This is a genomic window from Comamonas nitrativorans (genome assembly GCF_042654765.1).
Classification (GTDB): domain Bacteria; phylum Pseudomonadota; class Gammaproteobacteria; order Burkholderiales; family Burkholderiaceae_C; genus Comamonas; species Comamonas nitrativorans.
Genome location: NZ_JBHSEW010000005.1, coordinates 16,723 through 35,135 on the forward strand (window position 1 = coordinate 16,723; position 18,413 = coordinate 35,135).

The following is an 18,413-nucleotide window of genomic DNA, read 5'->3' on the forward strand; positions in this document are numbered from 1 at the left end:
CCCGCCCAAGGCCATCCCCGCGATGGCCTTTGTTTTAGGAGCTTATACCGCTGATGAGCAAACGATTTCAGAATGAAAGTGTTCTGAAGTGCAGTATGAATAAGCGGTAACAGCTCATAAATAAATAACAGGACACCCCATGAACCCCGTAGCCCAGCATCTGGCCATCACCCCGCAGGAAGCGCTGCAACGCACCATCGAACACCGCGAAATCTTCCACGACGAAATGCTGCACCTGATGCGCATGATCATGCGCGGCGAGTTGTCGCCCGTGATGTGCGCCGCCATCCTCACCGGCCTGCGCGTGAAGAAGGAAACCATCGGCGAAATCTCTGCCGCCGCGCAGGTGATGCGCGAGTTTTCCAACAAGGTGCCGGTGCGCGAACGCACGCATCTGGTCGATATCGTCGGCACCGGCGGCGACGGGGCGCACACCTTCAACATCTCCACCTGCGCCATGTTCGTGATCGCGGCAGCGGGCGGCAAGGTCAGCAAGCACGGCGGGCGCAGCGTCAGCAGCAAATCCGGCAGCGCCGACGCGATGGAGGCGCTGGGCGTGAACATCCACCTGACCCCGGCGCAGATTGCCGACTGCATCGCCGACGTGGGCGTGGGCTTCATGTTCGCCCCCAACCACCATCCGGCCATGAAAAACGTCGCCCCCGTGCGCAAGGAGCTGGGCGTGCGCACCATCTTCAACATCCTGGGGCCGCTGACCAACCCGGCGGACGCGCCCAACATCCTCATGGGCGTGTTCCACGAGGATTTGGTCGGCATCCAGGTACGCGCCCTGCAACGTTTGGGTGCGGAACATGCCGTCGTCGTCTATGGCCGCGACGGGCTGGACGAAATCAGCCTGGGCGCCGGCACCCTGGTCGGCGAGCTGAAGGACGGCGTGGTGCGCGAGTACGAAATCCACCCCGAAGACTTCGGCCTGCGCATGGTCGGCACCCGTGCCTTCAAGGTGGAAAACGCGCAGGAGTCCATCGCCATGCTGCGCGGCGTGCTGGCCGGGGATGCCGGAGCGGCGCATGACATCGTGTGCCTGAACGCCGGTGCCGCGCTGTATGCGGCCAACGTGGCCAGCAGCATCGAGGACGGCCTGCGCCGCGCCCAGGCGGCCATCGACAGCGGCGCAGCGTTGAAAAAATTAGAGCAACTGGTGGCGTACACCAGCCGTTTGCAAGCCGTTTAGGAGAAAAGCATGTCCGACATTCTGGAAAAAATCTGCGCCGTCAAGCGCGAGGAAATCGCCGCCGCGCAAAAGCGCATGCCCCTGGCCGACATGCGCCGCGACGCCGAAAGCCGCGTGCTGACGCGCGACTTCATCGGCGCCATGCGCAGCAAGCTGGCCAAAAACCAGGCGGCGGTGATCGCCGAAATCAAAAAGGCCAGCCCCAGCAAGGGCGTGATCCGCAAGGGCGAGTTCATCCCCGCCGACATCGCGCAAAGCTATGCCGAGGGCGATGGCAAGGTCAGCGCCGCCTGCCTGTCGGTGCTGACCGATCGCCAGTTCTTCCAGGGCCAGCCCGACTATCTGAAGCAGGCCCGCGCCAGCTGCCCGCTGCCGGTGCTGCGCAAGGACTTCATGGTCGATGCCTACCAGATCTACGAATCCCGCGCCATGGGGGCCGACTGCGTGCTGCTGATCGCCGCCTGCCTGGAAGACGGCCTGATGGCCGAGCTGGAGCAGATCGCGCACAGCCTGGACATGGCCGTGCTGGTGGAAGTCCACGATGGCCGCGAGCTGGAGCGGGCGCTGAAGCTGACCACCCCGCTGGTGGGCATCAACAACCGCAACCTGCGCACCTTCGAGGTGGACATCCAGACCACGCTGCAATTGCAGAAAGAGGTGCCGTCGGGGCGCATTCTGGTCACCGAATCCGGCATCCTGGCCCCGGCGGACGTGCAGGCCATGCGTGCTGCGGGCATCCACAGCTTTCTGGTCGGCGAGGCCTTCATGCGGGCCGACGACCCCGGGCTGGCGCTGGCGCAGCTGTTTGCCTGAGTTTTTGAATTGTTGACCTGGGCCGCTCTGGAAAACTTTCCTAGGGTTTGTTCTAGCTTTGTCTGTCTGCCAGCGTGTTTCACTGGCAGACCCTTGCCGATTAAGATTGTTTCCTTTTGTAAAACCCTAAAACTCTTTTGACGTGTTCCGTTTTCTGCTTCCGCCCCACAACCGCTACCGCCGCGAGTGGTGGTGGCTGGGTTGGGCGTGGCTGTGCATCGGCGTGCTGCTGGCCGTGGGCCTGTGGGCCGAGCGCCAGAGCATTGAACACAGCGAACGCCAGCGCCTGACGCAGCAGGCCGGGGTGATTCACGACAATCTGGTTCGCCAGCTCGACGTGATTGACAAGGCCCTGACCAGCCTGATCGACGTCCTGCCGCATGCCCGCGTTCTGGGCGACGATGCCGGGCGGGTGCAGGAGCGCGTGCAGGCGTTTTCCGGTGCGATGATCGGCGTCGGCTCCATCTCCTGGATCAATGCCCAGGGCCGGGTGCTGGCCAGCAGCAACCCGGCGCTGTTGGGGCAGGATTTGAGCCACCGGGCGTATTACCGGACCGCGCAGCGCCTGAAGGTACTCAACACCCTGATCGTCAGCGAGCCGTTCGCGCCGGTGCCGGGCAAGTGGGTGCTGCCCGTGGCCCGCCCCGTGGTGGGGCCGGAGGGCACGTTCGACGGCGTCGTCGTCATCTCCCTGTATCCCGAGGATTTTTCCACCCTGCTGCGCTCGGTGCTGTATGCGCCGGACATGTACGCCACGCTGATTCACGGTCAGGGCCAGCGCTTTGTCTGGCAGAACCAGAGCGGCTCCGGCATGCAGGAGCGCCTGCGGGCGCCCACCGGCATGCTGAAAGAGTTCCAGGCCAGCGGCGTGACCCAGGCCGTGCTGCAAGGCGTGCTGCGCCCGGACGAGCCGCAGCGGCTGGTCGCCATCCATACGGTACGGCCTGCCGCGCTGGCCATGGACGGGCCCTTGATCGTCGCCGTCGGGCGCATGGTGCCGGCGGTGTTTGCCCCGTGGTGGACGCTGTTCTGGGCAAGCATCGCCTTCTACCTGCTGGTGGGCATGGTGGTGGCCTCGGGCCTGCACCTGATGCAGCAGCACCTGCGTCGCCAGGAGCAGTCCTTGCAGGACAAGGGCCAGGCGTTGAACAACCTGTGGCACGCCGTGCTGGTGGCTACCGACCAGGGCGTGTGGGATTGCAACTTTGCCACCGGGCAGTTGTATCTCTCCTCGGCGTGGAAGGCGCTGCTGGGTTATGCCGACGAGGACATCGGCACCAGTGTCGATGAATGGATGATGCGCCTGCACCCGGACGACGGCCCGCGTGCCCAGGCCGCCTGGGAGGCGTGCCAGAACGGCCAGGACGAGTACGACTGCGTCTACCGCCTGCGCTGCAAGGACGGCAGCTACCGCTGGTCGCTGTGCAAGGGCCGGGTGCTGGCCCGCGATGCGCAGGGGCGGGTGCTGCGCATCGTCGGCACCAATACCGACGTCTCCGAGGAACGCCGCCTGCGCGAGCGTTTCGAGCACCTGACGCAGAACGTGCCCGGCATGATCTACCAGTTCCAGCTGGAGCCGGACGGCACCAGCCACTTCCCCTACGTCAGCAAGGGCGGGGAGGACATTTACGGCTTCAGCGCCGACCTGCTGGAGCCGGCGGGCAGCAAGGCCCGCAGCGTGATCCATCCCGACGACGCCCTGCGGGTGGCGCAAAGCATCGTCGATTCGGCGCAGGCGCTGACGGTGTGGCGCGAGGAGTACCGCGTGCGCCTGCAGGACCGGGGCGAGCGCTGGGTCAGCGGCGTGGCCCGGCCCCAGCGGCTCGATGGCGGCGCGGTGCTGTGGCATGGCTACATTCACGACATCACCGATCGCAAGCGTCAGGCCATCGAGCTGGAAGAAACCCAGCGCATGCTGCAGCACCTCATCCACGCCATGCCCGTGGCGCTGTGCATGGTCGATGAGGCCCGGGGCATCTACTTTCGCAACCAGCGCTTTCTGGACTACTTCGGCTACACCGAGGCGCAGGTGCCCAGCATGGACGAATGGGCCGTCCACGCCTACCCCGATCCGGCCTACCGCAGCCACGTCGGGCGCGAATGGCGGGCCGCGCTGGCCCATGCGGCCGCGCACGACGGCTACATCCCCAGCCAAGAGTACCGCATTACCGCGCAGAGCGGCCAGGTGCTGACCATGGCGATCGGCGGCGTGCAGTTCGGCAGCAGCCTGCTGGTCACCTTCGTCGATCGCACGGCCGAGCAGGCGTACAGCGAGACGCTGGAGAAAATGGCCTTCGTCGATGCCCTGACCGGCCTGCCTAACCGCCGCCAGTTCGACCAGACGCTGCAGTCCGAGTGGTTGCGCGGCCAGCGCAGCGGGCAGCCGCTGGCGCTGCTCATGATCGACATCGACTTTTTCAAACAGTACAACGACCTGTACGGCCACCCCGGGGGCGACGCCTGCCTGCGGGCCGTGGCCAAGGTGCTGCGCGGGGCCATGGGCCGCTCCTACGATCTGGTGGCCCGCTACGGCGGCGAGGAATTTGTCTGCCTGCTGCCCGAATGCTCCCTGGAAGGCGCCAGCGCCAAGGCCCAGGCGCTGTGCCAGGCCGTGCGGGTGCTGCAATTGCCGCACGGCGGCTCCAAAGTGGGACAGCACGTGACCATCAGCGTCGGCGTGGCCGCCCTGGTGCCTGGGGCCGAGCAGACCAGCGACCAGCTTCTGGCGCTGGCCGATGCCCGCCTGTATTGCGCCAAGGAATCCGGACGTAACCGGATCAATGACGGCAGTTGCGAAAAAGTGAGCTGATCGCGCGGATGGTTCCAAAGCTTTGGATACGAGACTATTTAAAATCGTTGAACCATCTGCGCAACAAGCTATTAAAAAGTATTCATGACTGCTGCCACACCCCTCCAGCCCCGGCCCGACCAATTGCTTTGCGCCCAGCCGGCAGACTGGCCGGTCGCCCCGGGCTGGCAGCCGCTGGTGGCGCAGTTCTTCGCCGGCAGCACGGGCCAGTCCCTGCAAAATTTTTTGCAACAGCGCCTGGATGCCGGCGCCGTCATCTTTCCGCCCCGGCCGCTACGCGCCCTGGAGCTGACCGATGCGCCCGCCGTGCGCGTTGTCATCCTCGGCCAGGACCCCTACCACGGGCGCGGGCAGGCCGAGGGGCTGTCGTTCTCCGTCGCGCCCGGTGTGCGCCTGCCGCCCTCGCTGCAAAACATCTTCAAGGAAATCCAGCGTGACCTGGGCGTGCCCTTCCCGCCGTTTCCGCAGCCCGGCGGCAGCCTGGTCAAGTGGGCGCAAAACGGCGTGCTGCTGCTCAACACCTGCCTGACGGTGGAAGAAGGCCAGCCCGCCAGCCATGCCGGCAAGGGCTGGGAGGTGCTGACCGACGCCATCATTGCCCATGTCGCCCAGCAGGGCCGGCCCACGGTGTTCATGCTCTGGGGCAGCCACGCCCAGTCCAAGCGCCGTCTTATCCCGAACGATCGGGGGCATCTGGTGTTGACCAGCAACCACCCCTCGCCCCTGTCGGCGCTGCGCCCGCCCGTGCCCTTCATCGGCAACGGCCACTTCGGCGCCGCCCGGGCGTTCCGGCAGCAGCATGGATATTGATTACGCCCGCTGCAACAGCATCGCGTCGCCGTAGCTGAAAAAGCGGTACTGCTGGCCGATGGCGTGCTGGTACAGCGCCCGGATGCAGTCGTAGCCGGCAAAGGCGCTGACCAGCATCATCAGCGTGCTTTTGGGCAGGTGGAAGTTGGTCAGCAGCAAGTCCACCACCTGAAACTGAAACCCCGGGGTGATGAAGATGTTCGTGTCGCCCGTCGTTTTTCCGCTGGCGGCCCACGATTCCAGCGTGCGCACGCTGGTGGTGCCCACGGCCAGGATGCGTCCGCCGCGCTGGCGACAGCGCTCCAGCGCGGCCAGGGTGGGCAGGGGGATGTCGTACCACTCGCTGTGCATCTGGTGCTGGGCCAGGTCTTCGGTCTTGACGGGCTGGAAGGTGCCCGCGCCGACGTGCAGGGTCACGTTGGCCGTCTCCACGCCGCGTTCGGCCAGGGCGGCCAGCACGGCGGCGTCGAAGTGCAGGGCGGCGGTGGGTGCGGCCACGGCGCCGGGCTGGCGGGCAAAGACGGTCTGGTAGCGTTCGCTGTCCTCGGCGGCATCGGGGTCGTGGCCGCTGGCCTGCTGGCGCTCGATGTAGGGCGGCAGGGGCAGGTGGCCGTGCCGTTCCATCAGTTGCCAGGCGCTTGCGCCCTCCGGGCCGTGCAGCGCCAGGTGGAACAGGGGGCCGTTGGCATCGGGCCAGCGGCCCAGCAAGGTGGCGTCGAAACCGCCGTGGGCCAGGCCGCCGCACAGGTGCAGGCGGGCACCGGGCAGGGGCTTTTTGCTCACCTTCATGTGCGCCACCACTTCGCTGCCGCCGGGCAGCACGCGCTCGATCAGCAGCTCCAGCTTGCCGCCGCTGGCTTTTTCGCCGAACAGGCGGGCCTTGACCACCTGGGTGTCGTTGAACACCAGCAGGTCGCCCGGTTGCAGCAGGCCGGGCAACTGGTGGAAGATGCGGTCGGTGGGCGGGTGGCTGCGCCCATCGAGCAGGCGCGAGGCGCTGCGCTGGACGCAAGGGTGCTGGGCGATGAGCTGCGCCGGTAGTTCGAAATCGAAATCGCGCAGGGTAAAGCGTGGGGAAGACATCAATGCTGGAGGGCGGAACACGCCCGTTCCAAGAAAAACAAAGGCGCGATTGTCGCAAAGCCGCAGCGTCGGCGTAGTACTTGGGAGTGGCGGTTCCCCCTGGGGTTTGCCCGGATACAGGGTGCGCAGCGCTTGACGGATATCAGGAAACTTGTCACTGTGACTTCTACACTGGCAGGCTTATGGCGTAACGCGCGGATGGGAAAAGGTACTCAAGGTGAGCATCATGGATAACGCATTTGTCTGGGACAACAATTTTGTGACCGGATTTGACGATCTGGATCAGCAGCACCATGTGCTGGTGGATTTGTTCAATGAACTGAACCACGCCATGCTCAACCCCCTGGGCGATCGCGACGGCATGCTGGCCGATGTCTATGGCCGCCTGCTGGCCTATACCGAGTACCACTTCCGCGAAGAAGAAGACTTGATGGCCCAGTACGGCGTAGACATGCGCCACGTGCAGAACCATCGCAGCATGCACCAGCAGTTCGTCCAGCAGATTCAGACGCTGTGGACGCAGCGTGCCACCATGAGCGACCCCAGCGCGACTCTGGTGGGGTTCCTGACCTCGTGGCTGGGCCTGCACATTCTGGGTATCGACCAGTCGATGGCGCGGCAGATCATCGCCATTCAGGGCGGCATGAGTCCGAGCAAAGCCTATGAAATTGAAGTCAAGTTCCATGACAACGGCACCCAGGCGCTGCTGCGCCTGATCGGCAAGCTCTACACCGCGCTGTCCGCGCAGAACATGCAGCTGGCCCTGGCCAACCAGAACCTGGAAGACCGTGTGGTGCTGCGCACCCAGGAACTGGAGGCGGCCAACGCCCGGTTGCGGGCCGTCTCGCGCACCGATGCGCTGCTGGGCATCGCCAACCGCTCGCATTTCCATGAGCGCCTGGAGCAGATCTGCGCCCTGGCCCTGCGCGGGGAGCGTCCCGTCGGCGTCATCATGATCGACGTGGACTGCTTCAAGGCCTTCAACGACCGCTATGGCCATTTGCGCGGGGACGAATGCCTGCAAAAAGTCGCCAAGGCGCTGAACGCCTGCCTGCACCGCACTTCCGATCTGGTGGCCCGCTACGGCGGGGAAGAACTGGTTGTGCTGCTGCCCGATACCAATCTGGAAGGCGCCCAGGAAGTGGCCCGGCGCATGGTGCAGGCGGTGGCCGAGCTGGCCATTCCCCACCAGGGCTCGGTGGCGGCAGAGATCGTCACCGTCAGCGCCGGGGTCTGCTCGCAGATTCCTTATCCCGGCAAGGAGGGCGACAGCGGTTCAGCGGCCCTGCTGGCGTGCGCCGATGCCGCCCTGTACCGGGCCAAGGCCCAGGGGCGCAACCAGTTTGCCGTTGGTTAGCCCCCGGCGCAGCAGGCGTTGATGACCTCGCGCACCAGAGCGTCCGGGGCGCTGCGCACCACGGCCTTGCCGGGGCCGTCGATCAGTACGAAGCGGATGTCCCCGGCTTCGGCCTTCTTGTCCACGCGCATGTGCGCCAGGTAGGCTCCGGCGTTGTCCTGCGTGTCCAGCACCGGGCCACGGGTGGGCAGGCCCGCACGGTCGATCAATTGGGTCAGGCGCTGGACGAAGTGCGCATCCACCAGCCCTAGGCGCTGCGACAGGTGCGCCGCCATCACCATGCCGGCGCCCACGCCTTCGCCGTGCAGCCAGTTGCCGTAGCCCATGCCCGCCTCGATGGCATGGCCGAAGGTGTGGCCGAAGTTGAGGATGGCCCGCAGGCCCGATTCTTTCTCGTCCTGGCCGACGACCCAGGCCTTGATTTCCACGCTGCGCTTGACGGCCTGGGCCAGTGTGGCCTTGTCCTGCTGGCGCAGGGCGTCGACGTGCTGCTCCAGCCAGGTGAAGAAGGCCATGTCGGCAATCGGCCCGTACTTGATGACTTCGGCCAGGCCCGCCGACAGCTCCCGCGCGGGCAGGGTGGCCAGGCTGTCGAGGTCGCACAGCACCAGGCGTGGCTGGTAGAACGCGCCGATCATGTTCTTGCCCTTGGGGTGGTTGATGGCCGTTTTGCCGCCCACGCTGGAATCGACCTGGGACAGCAGCGTGGTCGGGATCTGCACGAAGGGCACGCCGCGCATATAGCTGGCAGCGGCAAAGCCGGTCATGTCGCCAATCACGCCGCCGCCCAGGGCAAAGAGCACGGTTTTGCGGTCGCAGCCGTTTTCCAGCAGGCTGTCGAAAATCTGGTTGAGCGTGGCCCAGTCCTTGAACGCCTCGCCATCGGGCAGCACCACCTGCCGCACCTGGGCGTAATGCCCGGCCAGTGCGGCCTGCAAGGCCGCCGCGTACAGCGGCGCCACCGTGGTGTTGGTGATGATGACCGCCTGCGCTGCCTTGGGACAGGTGGCGAAGCTGGCAGCGGCCTGCAACAGGCCGCTGCCAATGAGAATGGGGTAGGAACGCTCACCCAGATCGATCCCCACGCGGTGCAGAATTTCAGCCATCTGCCATGCCTTTCATTTCAAAATAAAGAGCTGTTTGCGCTTTATTGATAAGGTTTTTGGAAATAAAGTTATTTGAAATCTTTGAATAATCAGCGGTAACAGCTATTTTTTTTCTTCAAATGCTGCCCAGGCCCGTCAGCCCTGCCACATCCATCTGCATGCAAATCTTGCGGGCCACCTGGTTGGGATTGTGCCGCTGGGTGTCGAGTACGTAATGCGCCACCTCGCGGTACAGCGGGCCGCGCACCTTGAGCAGCTCCTGCAGGCGCGGCAAGGCGTCCACTCCCTGCATCAGGGGGCGCACCGTATCGCCGCGCAGGCGCCGGGCAATGTCCTCGGGCGCGGCCTGCAGGTAGAACACCGTGCTGCCCGCCCGCAAGGCGGCGCGGTTTTCCGCCCGCAGCACCGCGCCGCCGCCCGTGGCGATCACCGTGGGCCGGGGCGCTTGCAGCAGCCCGGCCAGCACCTGGGCCTCGACGTCCCGGAAAGCCGCTTCGCCGTGCTGGGCAAAGTAGTCGCGGATCGTGCAGCCCAGCTGTTCTTCAATGGCGTGATCGGCATCGACAAACGTCCACCCGCCCTGGCGGGCGACCTGCCGTCCAATGGTGGATTTGCCCGATCCGGGCAGCCCGACCAAAGCCAAATGCGTAGCCATGTTGCGCCTTTACGAAAAACCCCAAGGCCGCATTGGCGGCCTTGGGGAAAGGTCAGGAAAGAAATGATCTACTGGGCTGCGATCGCATCGGTGACCATGCGTGGGGTGATGAACACCAGCATTTCCCGTTTTGCCGTCTCCCGGGTGCGGTTTTTGAACAAGTTGCCCATGACCGGAATATCACCCAGTAAGGGGACTTTATTTACCTGATTGAATTCTTCCATCTCGAAAATACCACCAATCACAATGGTTCCACCATTTTCCACCAGCACCTGGGTTTTAATGCTCTTGGTATCAATGGCAGGGCCATCGTCGGTTTGCGCCCCGACCGAATCCTTGTGCACTTCCAGATCCATGATGATGTCGCCGTCCGGGGTAATTTGCGGTATGACCTTCAGGCGCAGCACGGCGTCCTTGAATTCCACCTTCGGGATGGCGCTGGCGCCTGCGCCGGAGGAGGATTTATACGGGATTTGTGTACCTTGCTTGATTTCGGCCTCGGATTTATCGGCCGTCATCAAACGGGGGCTGGAGACGATTTTGCCAACACCCTCTGATTCCATGGCTGACAGTTCCAGACTCAGGAACCGCGTCATGCTGGAATTAAAAACACTCAATGCCATGCTTGCGGCTGCAGCACCGCTGGAAAGTGCTGCTGCCGGAAGATTGACAAAAGGATTATTGGTAATGGTGCTGGATGAGTTGGTTGACCAACCTCTGTCCAGACTGTTGTTACCGGTGGTGGAGTTGACGCTTCCACCGTTAATGGTGCTGCTATTGGAATACCCGGGCCGGTATTCGTACTGGCCCGTGTCGTCATTTTTTATCCATTGCCCGGATCTGCTCTGTGAGTTGTTGGCGCCGCCAAAGCTTGGGCCAATGCTGCCTCGGCTGCCGATATAGCCGCCGCCGAACTTCACCCCCAGCGCACGCCCGAAGGTATCGCGGGCTTCGACAATGCGGGCCTCAATCAGCACCTGGCGTACCGGCACGTCCAGCTTTTTCAGCAACTGGGTGATTTCTTCCAGCTTGGTCGGGGTATCGGTGATGAACAGCTGGTTGGTGCGCTCTTCCGCGATGGCCGAACCGCGTTCCGACAGGAAGCGGTTGTTGTTTGTCCCACCCGTCCCCGAATTGCCTGCGTTCTGGGTTTCGGTAAACTTTTTCACCAACTCTTCGGCCTTGGCGTAGTTGATCTGGAAGCCCTGCGTGCGCAGGGTTTCCAACTGCTCGATGGCACGGGCCGCTTCCAGATCCTTCTTGGTGCGCTCGTCAATTTCTTCCTTGGGCGCAATCCACAGCACGTTGCCGTTTTTCTTCAGGCCCAGGCCCTTGGCTTCCATGATGATGTTCAGCGCCTGGTCCCAGGGCACGTCCTTCAGGCGCAGCGTCAGCGATCCGCCGACGGTGTCGGAAGTGACGATGTTGAAGTTGGTGAAGTCGGCGATCACCTGCAGCAGGGCGCGGACTTCAATGTTCTGGAAATTGAGCGACAGGCGCTCGCCCGAGAAACCCGGGCCTTGGGTCAGCTTGGAGGGATCGACCTTTTTCTCGTGCACTTCCAGCACGAACTGGTCTTCGCTCTGGTAGGCGCTGTGTTCCCAGTTGCCTTTTAGGTCGACCTTCATGCGCACCTTGTCGCCCTGCTGGCTGGTGGTGATGAGTTGTACCGGTGTGCCGAAGTCCACCACGTCCATGCGCCGCATCAGCCCCTCGGGCAGGCTGGAGCGGGAAAATTCCACCAGCAGCCCTTTGCCGTCATTGCGCACATCGGCACTGGCCCCGGCTGATCCCAGGGCCACGACGACCCGCCCGGCACCATCGCTGGTGCGGCGGAAATCGATGTCACGCACCGCCTTGGCCGAAACCGCCGGGGTGGGGGCTGGCGTCGCCTGTACCGGCGCAGCCAGCGGTGCCACGGAGGCGGTGTTCTTGACCGGATCGAGGTAGATCAATACGGCGTTGCCGTCCAGTTCGGTGCGGTAGTTGGTGGCGCTTTTCAGGTTCAGCACCACCCGGGTGCGGCCCGAGGCTTCGACCACGTTGGCGGTACTCAGGTTGCCCTGGTGCAATTCGATCAAGGACTGCGGCAGCCCGTTGCTGGTACCGGGAAAATCCAGTGCGATACGGGCCGGCGTCTGCACGGCAAACCCTGTGGGCACCTGGGTCAGGGGTTCGTCCAGTACCACCCGCACCACTTCCCCGCCGCCCTGGATGGAGCCGGTGACCGATTGGATACTCCCTGCCCAGGCCAAGCCAGGCAGCAGCAAGGCTACACCTGCGCTCCAGCTCAGCATATTTTTGAATTGTGTTTTTGGGTGCAGCAGCATTATTTGCTTTCCTCTTGCAGTTCTAGCACGGTGGATTTTTCTACCCAATCCCCGGCCGGGTCCTGGACGATTTCACGCAACCGGATCGTGTTTTCTGTAATTTTTACGATCCGACCGTAGTTTTGCCCCATATAGGCCCCGGGCTTCACTTGATAAATCAGCTTATTCACCCGTACTAAAGCGGTTTCCGTGCCGCTTTGATGCATGCTCCCGACCATGGTGATGGTATCCAGCGGGAAGCTTTCCAGCTCCTGCTTGCGCCGGTTCTGTTCGGCCTCCAGCAAGGCCATGTTCGTTGCGCTCTTTTCGCTGTCGCGGCGCAGTGCCTGGGTCAGCTTCTGGCGGTTGAACGGATCGGTCAGCTCGGCCGTCGTGTAGGGCTGCGGGACAAATGCCTTGGGTTCGCTCAAGGGGGTGATACGGGGCTTGGCCGTGGCCCGCTCCTGGGTCACCCAATCACGCAAGTCCGTCGTGTCGTTGCCAATACAGCCTGCCAGGGCCAGCATGGCCGCAAGGCTGGCGGCCAGAGGGAGGAAACGTCGGGGCGCCATCATTGCTTGTTCCCTTTTTTCTTGGCGTCCTGGCGGCGTACGGCCATTTCCTCCGGGTCGAGGTAACGGTAGGTGCGGGCCTGCGCATCCATCACCAGGCTGCTGCCCTTGGCATCGGCGACCAGGGAGACGTTATTGATCGTGACGATGCGCGACAGGTGGGCGACGTCCGAAACGAACGATCCCATGTCGTGAAAACGCCCCGAAACCCGCACGGTAATGGGCAGTTCGGCGTAGTAGTCACGGACATCCTCGCTGCCGGGGCGGAACAGGTCGAATTGCAATCCGCGCCCCATGCCGGCGTGGTTCACGTCAGAGAGCAGGGCCGCCATTTCGGCTTTGTTGGGCAACTGTTTTTCCAGCTGAGTGACGTACTGTTGCACCAGCTCGCGCTGGGCCTTGAGCGCTTCCAGTCCGACGGCCTTGGACATCTTGGTGGAGAATTCCTGGCGCAGCGTGGTTTCCTTGTTGCGTTCGGCTTCCAGGTCCTGCTCCAGCGTATTGAGATAGCCGTACCAGGCGCCGGCCAGCACCCCCACGGCAATCCCGATGCACAGCAATACCCTGGGCATGATCGGCCACAGGGAGGGGTCTTTGGGATCAAGGTTCTGAAACTGTGCCTTCACCCCTTCGAGGTAGGCAGCAATGTCGGCCTTGGTGATTTTTGGCTTTGTGCTGGACATCGCTCAGGGCCTCCGCTCTTGGGCTTGCTGGTTCACCTCGGTAGAGCGCACCAGCATGAAAGTCATGGTGAAGTTCACGACCTTGCGCAGGTCTTTCGGTGCAATCTCCACCGTGCCCGAGACGATTTCCTTGAGCACCGGCTTGGTAAACCAGGGCGAACCATTGGCGAGATTGCGCAGCACTTCGGAAACCCGTTCGTTCGACTGTGCCGAACCCTTGAGTTCGACCTGCAGCCCGTTTTGCTTGAGCGAGGACAGGTAGACGCCTTCCGGCAGCAGCTGGGCCAGATCGCTCAGCAGGTACACCGGCAGGTTGCGGTCGGCCTGCAGGTCTTCCACGGCCTTCTGGCGTTCGCGCAGGGCGGCGATCTCGCCTTCCAGGCCCTGCACGTCCTTGATTTGCCGGTTCAGGACGGCAATTTCCGACTGCAGGTAGGTATTGCGCTCCTGCTGGCCATCGATCAGCCCCTGGAAGACGGCGTACACCCCGGCGGCGGCCAGCAGACCGACGACCAGGGCGCCGAACATGGCCATTTGAAAAACTTCCTTGCGGCGTTTGCGGGCCGCTTCCCGGTGCGGCAAGAGATTGATCAGAATCACTGGTAGAACCTCCGCAAGGCCAGGCCGCAGGCGGTCAGGTACGCCGCCGCATCTTTGCGCACCCGCGATTTATTCACGGCGGCGCCAAATTGCATCCCGAGAAACGGGTCGAGTACCAGGGTGGCAACGCCGGTGTGCTCCTGAATGGCCTCGGTCAGCCCTTCCAGGGTTGCCGAGCCGCCGGACAGCAGGATGTGCTGCACGCTGTGGTAAGGCGTGCTGGTGAAGAAAAACTGGAGCGAACGGGCCACATCCTGGGCCAGGTTTTTGACGAACGGTGCCAGCACTTCGGTGGGGTAGCTTGCCGGCAGGTCATCGGCACGTTTTTTCTGCTCGGCCTCTTCCTGAGAGAGGTTGTAATGGCGGGCGATGGCTTGGGTCAGTTGTGCCCCGCCCATGCTTTGTTCCGTGTCGTACAGGACTTCTTCGTCGCGCAGAACCTGCATGGCATAGCCCCGGGCGCCCACCTTGATCAATACCACCAGGTCGGCTTCCCCGACGTGCAGGGGCGCGTTGGGGTTTTGCAGTACCCGTTCGACCGCCAGCCGTGCGGCAAAGGAACCGATATCCAGCACCACGGTTTTCAGGTTGGCCGCTTCGGCCACTTCCTGGCGCTCGTCGGCTTTTTCCTTGCGTGTGGCCGCCAGCAGCACATCGACATCGCCCGGGCTTTTCGGGCTGGGGCCGATGATGCAGAAGTCCAGCTGCACTTCGTCCAGGGAGAAGGGGATGTATTGGCTGGCTTCGCTCTCCACCTGGATTTCCATTTCCGCATCGGAGAGGCTGCCCGGCAAAATCACCTTCTTGGTGATGACGGCCGAGGGCGGTAGCGCCAGGGCCACGTGTTTGGCCCGGGTGCCGCTCTTGGCCAGCAGGCGGCGCACGGCGCCTGCCACTTCGTCGAAATTGACGATGCTGCCGTCGGCCACCCAGTCGGGTGACAGGGGCTCCATCGCACAGCGCTCCAGTACCCAGCCGTCCTGGCCGTGACGCCCCAGCTCGACCAGTTTCACAGCCGTGGCGCTGATGTCCAGGCCAATCAATGGCTCTGGCTGGCGCTGGAAAAGTGAACTTAGGGAAAACAAGACGACTCCTATCTGCTGGTCATACGGCAAGGCGGCTGACTTTAAGCCCAGCCGAATGATGCTAGCAGCAAGAGCTGGCGGGCTTTGGACAACCGGTTTGGAATATCGCCGGAGTGTTGCCAAAACCGCACGTTTTGAGCTTTTCTGTCACATCTGGTCGCATTCGTTTGCGAGTGCCCCGATGCGCGGCGCTTCCTATAATGCCCGTCTTCCCTGGTACCCGCGTATGCCCACCTCGACCCCCTCTTCTCAAGGCGCAAATGCGCCCGCTTCCCGAAAAACACCCCCTCCCAAAAAACGCCTGCCATGGCCTGTCCGCGCCATTTTCTGGCTGCTGGGGCTGGCCGTTGCCGGGGCCATTGCAGGGGCGCTGGTGCTGGCGATCGCCCTGTCGCGTGCCTACCCGAATCTGCCGGACATTTCCGCGCTGGTGGACTACCAGCCCAAGCTGCCGCTGCGGGTGTATTCCGCCGAAGGCACGTTGATCGGAGAATTTGGCGAGGAGCGGCGCACCCTGACGCCCATCCGCGAGATTCCCAAGGTCATGGTCGATGCCGTGCTGGCGATCGAGGACACCCGCTTCTTCGAGCACAACGGCGTGGACTACAAGGGCATGCTGCGTGCGGCACTGGCGAACCTGGGCAAGTTCAAGAGCCAGGGCGCTTCCACCATCACCATGCAGGTGGCACGCAACGTTTACCTGTCGTCGGAAAAAACCTATACCCGCAAGATCTACGAAATCCTGCTGACCTTCAAGCTGGAGCATTTGCTGACCAAGGAAAAAATTCTGGAGGTCTACATGAACCAGATTTTCCTGGGGCACCGCGCCTACGGCTTTGCGGCGGCCAGCGAGGCGTACTTCGGCAAGCCCCTGAAGAACATCACCATCGCCGAGGCGGCCATGCTGGCCGGTTTGCCCAAGGCGCCTTCGGCCTACAACCCGATCAGCAACCCCAAGCGGGCGCGTATTCGCCAGCTCTACATCATCGATCGGATGGAGGAAAACGGCTTCATCTCTCCCGACGAGGCCGAGCAGGCCCGCCAGGAGCCCTTGAAGCTGCGCCGCGATACCCCACGGGAAAGTGCCAATCATGCCGACTACGTGGCAGAAATGGCCCGCCAGCTGATTTTTGACCAGTACGGCGAAGCCGCCTACACCCGGGGGCTGAACGTCTACACCACGCTGCGCCTGGACGAGCAGAACGTGGCCTACAAGGCGCTGCGCGAGGGCATCATGAACTACGAGCGCCGCCAGCGCTACCGTGGCCCGGAACGCTTCATCGCCCTGCCGACCGACCCGGAAATGCTGGAAGACGTGATCGACGATGCCCTGGCCCAGCACCCTGACAACGGGGATGTGCGCTCTGCCGTGGTGCTGGAGGCCAGTCCGAAAAAGCTGCTGGTGCAGCGCACGGATGGCGAAAAGATCGAAATTGCCGGCGAGGGCCTCAAGCCGGTCGAGTCGGGCCTGTCGCCCAAGGCGCCCCCGCAAATCAAGATCGTGCCGGGGGCCATCATCCGCATCATTCAGGCGGGCAAAACCTGGTCGGCCACCCAGTTGCCGGAGGTGGAGGGCGCATTCGTGGCGCTCGATCCGCAGACCGGGGCCATCCGCGCCCTGGTCGGGGGGTTCGACTTTGCCAAGAACAAGTTCAACCACGTGACCCAGGCGTGGCGCCAGCCCGGTTCGGCGTTCAAGCCGTTCATCTATTCGGCAGCGCTGGAGAAGGGCATTGCCCCGTCCACCATCGTCAACGATGCACCGCTGATCTATGGCGCTGGCGTCACAGGCGGGCAGCCGTGGCAGCCGAAGAATTACGATGGCCGTTTCGAAGGCCCGATGACGGCCCGCACAGCGCTGGCCAAGTCCAAAAACATTCCCGCCATCCGGGTGCTGGAGGCGACGACCCCCGCCTTCGCCCAGCAGTGGGTCACCCGCTTCGGCTTCGAGGCCAGCAAGCACCCGGCCTACCTGACCATGGCGCTGGGCGCCGGTTCGGTCACGCCGATGCAGATGGCGGTGGGGTTTGCCACTTTTGCCAATACGGGCTATCGCATCACTCCGTGGCTGATTACCAAGATCACCGACCAGCGCGGCACGCCCCTGGCGGAGTACCACCCGACGCCCCTGGCCCAGCAGCAGCGCGTGATCGATGAGCGCAACGCCTTCATCATGGACAGCATGTTGCAGACCGTGGCCCGTTCGGGCACGGCGGCCCGTTCCCAGGCCACATTGAAACGGCCCGATCTGTACGGCAAAACCGGCACCACCAACGATGCCGTGGATGCCTGGTTCGCCGGTTTCCAGCCCAGCCTGGTGGCCGTCACCTGGATCGGTTACGACAACCCGCGCAACCTGGGGGCCCGGGAAACCGGCGGGGGGTTGAGCCTGCCGGTCTGGATCCAGTTCATGCAGTACGCCTTGAAGGACGTTCCCGTGGCCAGCTACAGCGTGCCGCCGGGGGTGGTGAATGCCGATGGCGAGTGGTTCTACGCAGAAAACACCGACTCCAGCATCCGCAGCCTGGGCATGAGCGATGTGGGCCTGGAGAGTGCCGAGGGACAAGCGCCGACTGCACCGCCCGATGCCCAGGAACGCAATAGCATCCTGGATCTGTTCCGCAACAATTGACCGCCATGCCCCGCTCTTCCTCCCTTGCCCGTTTGCTGTGCGCCGCTGCCGTGGCGGCGGTTCTGACCGTCCTGAGCGGCTGCGGCCAGCGTGGCCCGCTGTTCCTGCCTGACAGTGCTGCTGCGGCCCTGCCGGCCCCTTTGCCCGCGCAGATATGACGCTGCTGGCCGAGGGGGTGCTGAGAACTTACTGGGATCAGACGGTTCCGGTGAATCTGGCGCACATCGCCAAGGCCATGCAGATCACGGTGGCGCTGTCCGAACTGGGCAGCGCCTGCGCACGGGTGGAGCTGCCCCCCCAGCGCAAGCCGCGCATCGTCATCGACCGCAGCCAGCCGCTGGAGCGGCAGCGCTACGGCGTGGCACATGCGCTGGGGCACCTGGCCCTGCACCATTTGCGCCCCGGCGGGGCGCACACCATCGAAGTGTCGGACAGCTACCACTGCGACGTGCAGTTGCGCATCGACAGCGAAGCCAACGACTTTGCCCTGCGCCTGCTGATGCCCGAGCAGGCGCTGCGCGAGAGCCTGCACGACCTGCAGCTGGGGCAGTTGGAGCAGCTGGCCTTGCTGTTCCAGGTGGCGCCGATCCTGATCAAGCAGCGCATGGCCGATCTGGATCTGGACTGGCCGCGCACCCTGGCGCAGCAACTGCGCCCGGAAGTGACCTGGGATTGAAAAAGAGAGCTGTTACCGCACATATTTA

16 protein-coding genes are annotated in these 18,413 nt (G+C 63.6%); 8 read left to right on the forward strand and 8 right to left on the reverse strand.

Features of this window, described 5'->3' with window-relative positions:
* The first annotated feature begins 139 nt into the window (after positions 1 to 139).
* The 4 genes from trpD (at position 140) to ACFO3A_RS06635 (ending at position 5,627) form a co-directional block, all read left to right on the forward strand.
* A complete protein-coding gene (trpD, locus tag ACFO3A_RS06620; RefSeq protein WP_377725037.1) occupies positions 140 to 1,195 on the forward strand; it encodes an anthranilate phosphoribosyltransferase in 1,056 nt (351 codons plus the stop codon).
* Between the two features lie 9 nt (positions 1,196 to 1,204).
* Positions 1,205 to 2,008, forward strand: a complete 804-nt coding sequence (gene trpC / locus ACFO3A_RS06625) for an indole-3-glycerol phosphate synthase TrpC (protein ID WP_377725038.1) — start codon at positions 1,205 to 1,207, stop codon at positions 2,006 to 2,008.
* Positions 2,009 to 2,150: 142 nt separating this feature from the next.
* Positions 2,151 to 4,817, forward strand: coding sequence for a diguanylate cyclase domain-containing protein (locus ACFO3A_RS06630; protein ID WP_377725040.1), 2,667 nt, complete (start codon positions 2,151 to 2,153; stop codon positions 4,815 to 4,817).
* Between the two features lie 84 nt (positions 4,818 to 4,901).
* Positions 4,902 to 5,627, forward strand: a complete 726-nt coding sequence (locus ACFO3A_RS06635) for a uracil-DNA glycosylase (RefSeq protein ID WP_377725042.1) — start codon at positions 4,902 to 4,904, stop codon at positions 5,625 to 5,627.
* Here ACFO3A_RS06635 and queA read toward each other — a convergent pair whose 3' ends face one another.
* A complete protein-coding gene (queA, locus tag ACFO3A_RS06640) occupies positions 5,628 to 6,710 on the reverse strand; it encodes a tRNA preQ1(34) S-adenosylmethionine ribosyltransferase-isomerase QueA (RefSeq protein ID WP_377725043.1) in 1,083 nt (360 codons plus the stop codon).
* A gap of 226 nt (positions 6,711 to 6,936) precedes the next feature.
* On the opposite strand from queA, the gene ACFO3A_RS06645 reads away from it, so the two are divergent.
* Positions 6,937 to 8,067, forward strand: a complete 1,131-nt coding sequence (locus tag ACFO3A_RS06645) for a bacteriohemerythrin (RefSeq protein WP_377725044.1) — start codon at positions 6,937 to 6,939, stop codon at positions 8,065 to 8,067.
* On the opposite strand, the gene aroB is transcribed toward ACFO3A_RS06645, so the two are convergent.
* The 7 genes from aroB to ACFO3A_RS06680 all read right to left on the reverse strand — a co-directional run bounded on the left by aroB (position 8,064) and on the right by ACFO3A_RS06680 (position 15,077).
* Entirely contained in the window at positions 8,064 to 9,173 is a 1,110-nt protein-coding gene (gene aroB, locus ACFO3A_RS06650) for a 3-dehydroquinate synthase (protein WP_377725046.1), read from the reverse strand. The two genes, ACFO3A_RS06645 and aroB, sit on opposite strands and share 4 nt — an antisense overlap.
* A gap of 115 nt (positions 9,174 to 9,288) precedes the next feature.
* Entirely contained in the window at positions 9,289 to 9,828 is a 540-nt protein-coding gene (locus ACFO3A_RS06655) for a shikimate kinase (protein ID WP_377725048.1), read from the reverse strand.
* Between the two features lie 68 nt (positions 9,829 to 9,896).
* Positions 9,897 to 12,125 carry a type IV pilus secretin PilQ gene (gene pilQ / locus ACFO3A_RS06660; protein ID WP_377725050.1) on the reverse strand — a complete coding sequence of 743 codons (2,229 nt, stop codon included), beginning with the start codon at positions 12,123 to 12,125 and terminating at the stop codon, positions 9,897 to 9,899.
* Positions 12,126 to 12,157: 32 nt separating this feature from the next.
* Positions 12,158 to 12,664: a pilus assembly protein PilP gene (locus ACFO3A_RS06665; RefSeq protein WP_377725052.1), complete on the reverse strand. Its 507-nt coding sequence runs from the start codon at positions 12,662 to 12,664 to the stop codon at positions 12,158 to 12,160.
* A gap of 44 nt (positions 12,665 to 12,708) precedes the next feature.
* On the reverse strand, positions 12,709 to 13,392 hold the full coding sequence (locus ACFO3A_RS06670) for a type IV pilus inner membrane component PilO (protein ID WP_377725054.1): 684 nt from the start codon (positions 13,390 to 13,392) through the stop codon (positions 12,709 to 12,711).
* 3 nt (positions 13,393 to 13,395) lie between these two features.
* Positions 13,396 to 13,992 (reverse strand): PilN domain-containing protein, encoded by a 597-nt coding sequence (locus ACFO3A_RS06675; RefSeq protein ID WP_377725055.1) that lies wholly within the window; start codon positions 13,990 to 13,992, stop codon positions 13,396 to 13,398.
* Positions 13,989 to 15,077 (reverse strand): pilus assembly protein PilM, encoded by a 1,089-nt coding sequence (locus tag ACFO3A_RS06680; protein WP_377725057.1) that lies wholly within the window; start codon positions 15,075 to 15,077, stop codon positions 13,989 to 13,991. Before ACFO3A_RS06680 ends, ACFO3A_RS06675 begins: the two co-directional genes overlap by 4 nt.
* 226 nt (positions 15,078 to 15,303) lie before the next feature.
* Between ACFO3A_RS06680 and ACFO3A_RS06685 the strand changes: the two genes are divergently transcribed.
* Genes ACFO3A_RS06685 through ACFO3A_RS06695 form a run of 3 tightly spaced genes read left to right on the forward strand, consistent with a single transcriptional unit; the run spans position 15,304 to position 18,385 of the window.
* On the forward strand, positions 15,304 to 17,709 hold the full coding sequence (locus ACFO3A_RS06685) for a penicillin-binding protein 1A (protein WP_377725060.1): 2,406 nt from the start codon (positions 15,304 to 15,306) through the stop codon (positions 17,707 to 17,709).
* A gap of 5 nt (positions 17,710 to 17,714) precedes the next feature.
* Positions 17,715 to 17,867, forward strand: a complete 153-nt coding sequence (gene lptM, locus ACFO3A_RS06690; protein WP_377725063.1) for an LPS translocon maturation chaperone LptM — start codon at positions 17,715 to 17,717, stop codon at positions 17,865 to 17,867.
* Entirely contained in the window at positions 17,864 to 18,385 is a 522-nt protein-coding gene (locus ACFO3A_RS06695; protein WP_377725065.1) for an ImmA/IrrE family metallo-endopeptidase, read from the forward strand. The genes lptM and ACFO3A_RS06695 overlap by 4 nt, the downstream gene beginning before the upstream one ends.
* Positions 18,386 to 18,413: the final 28 nt, after the last annotated feature.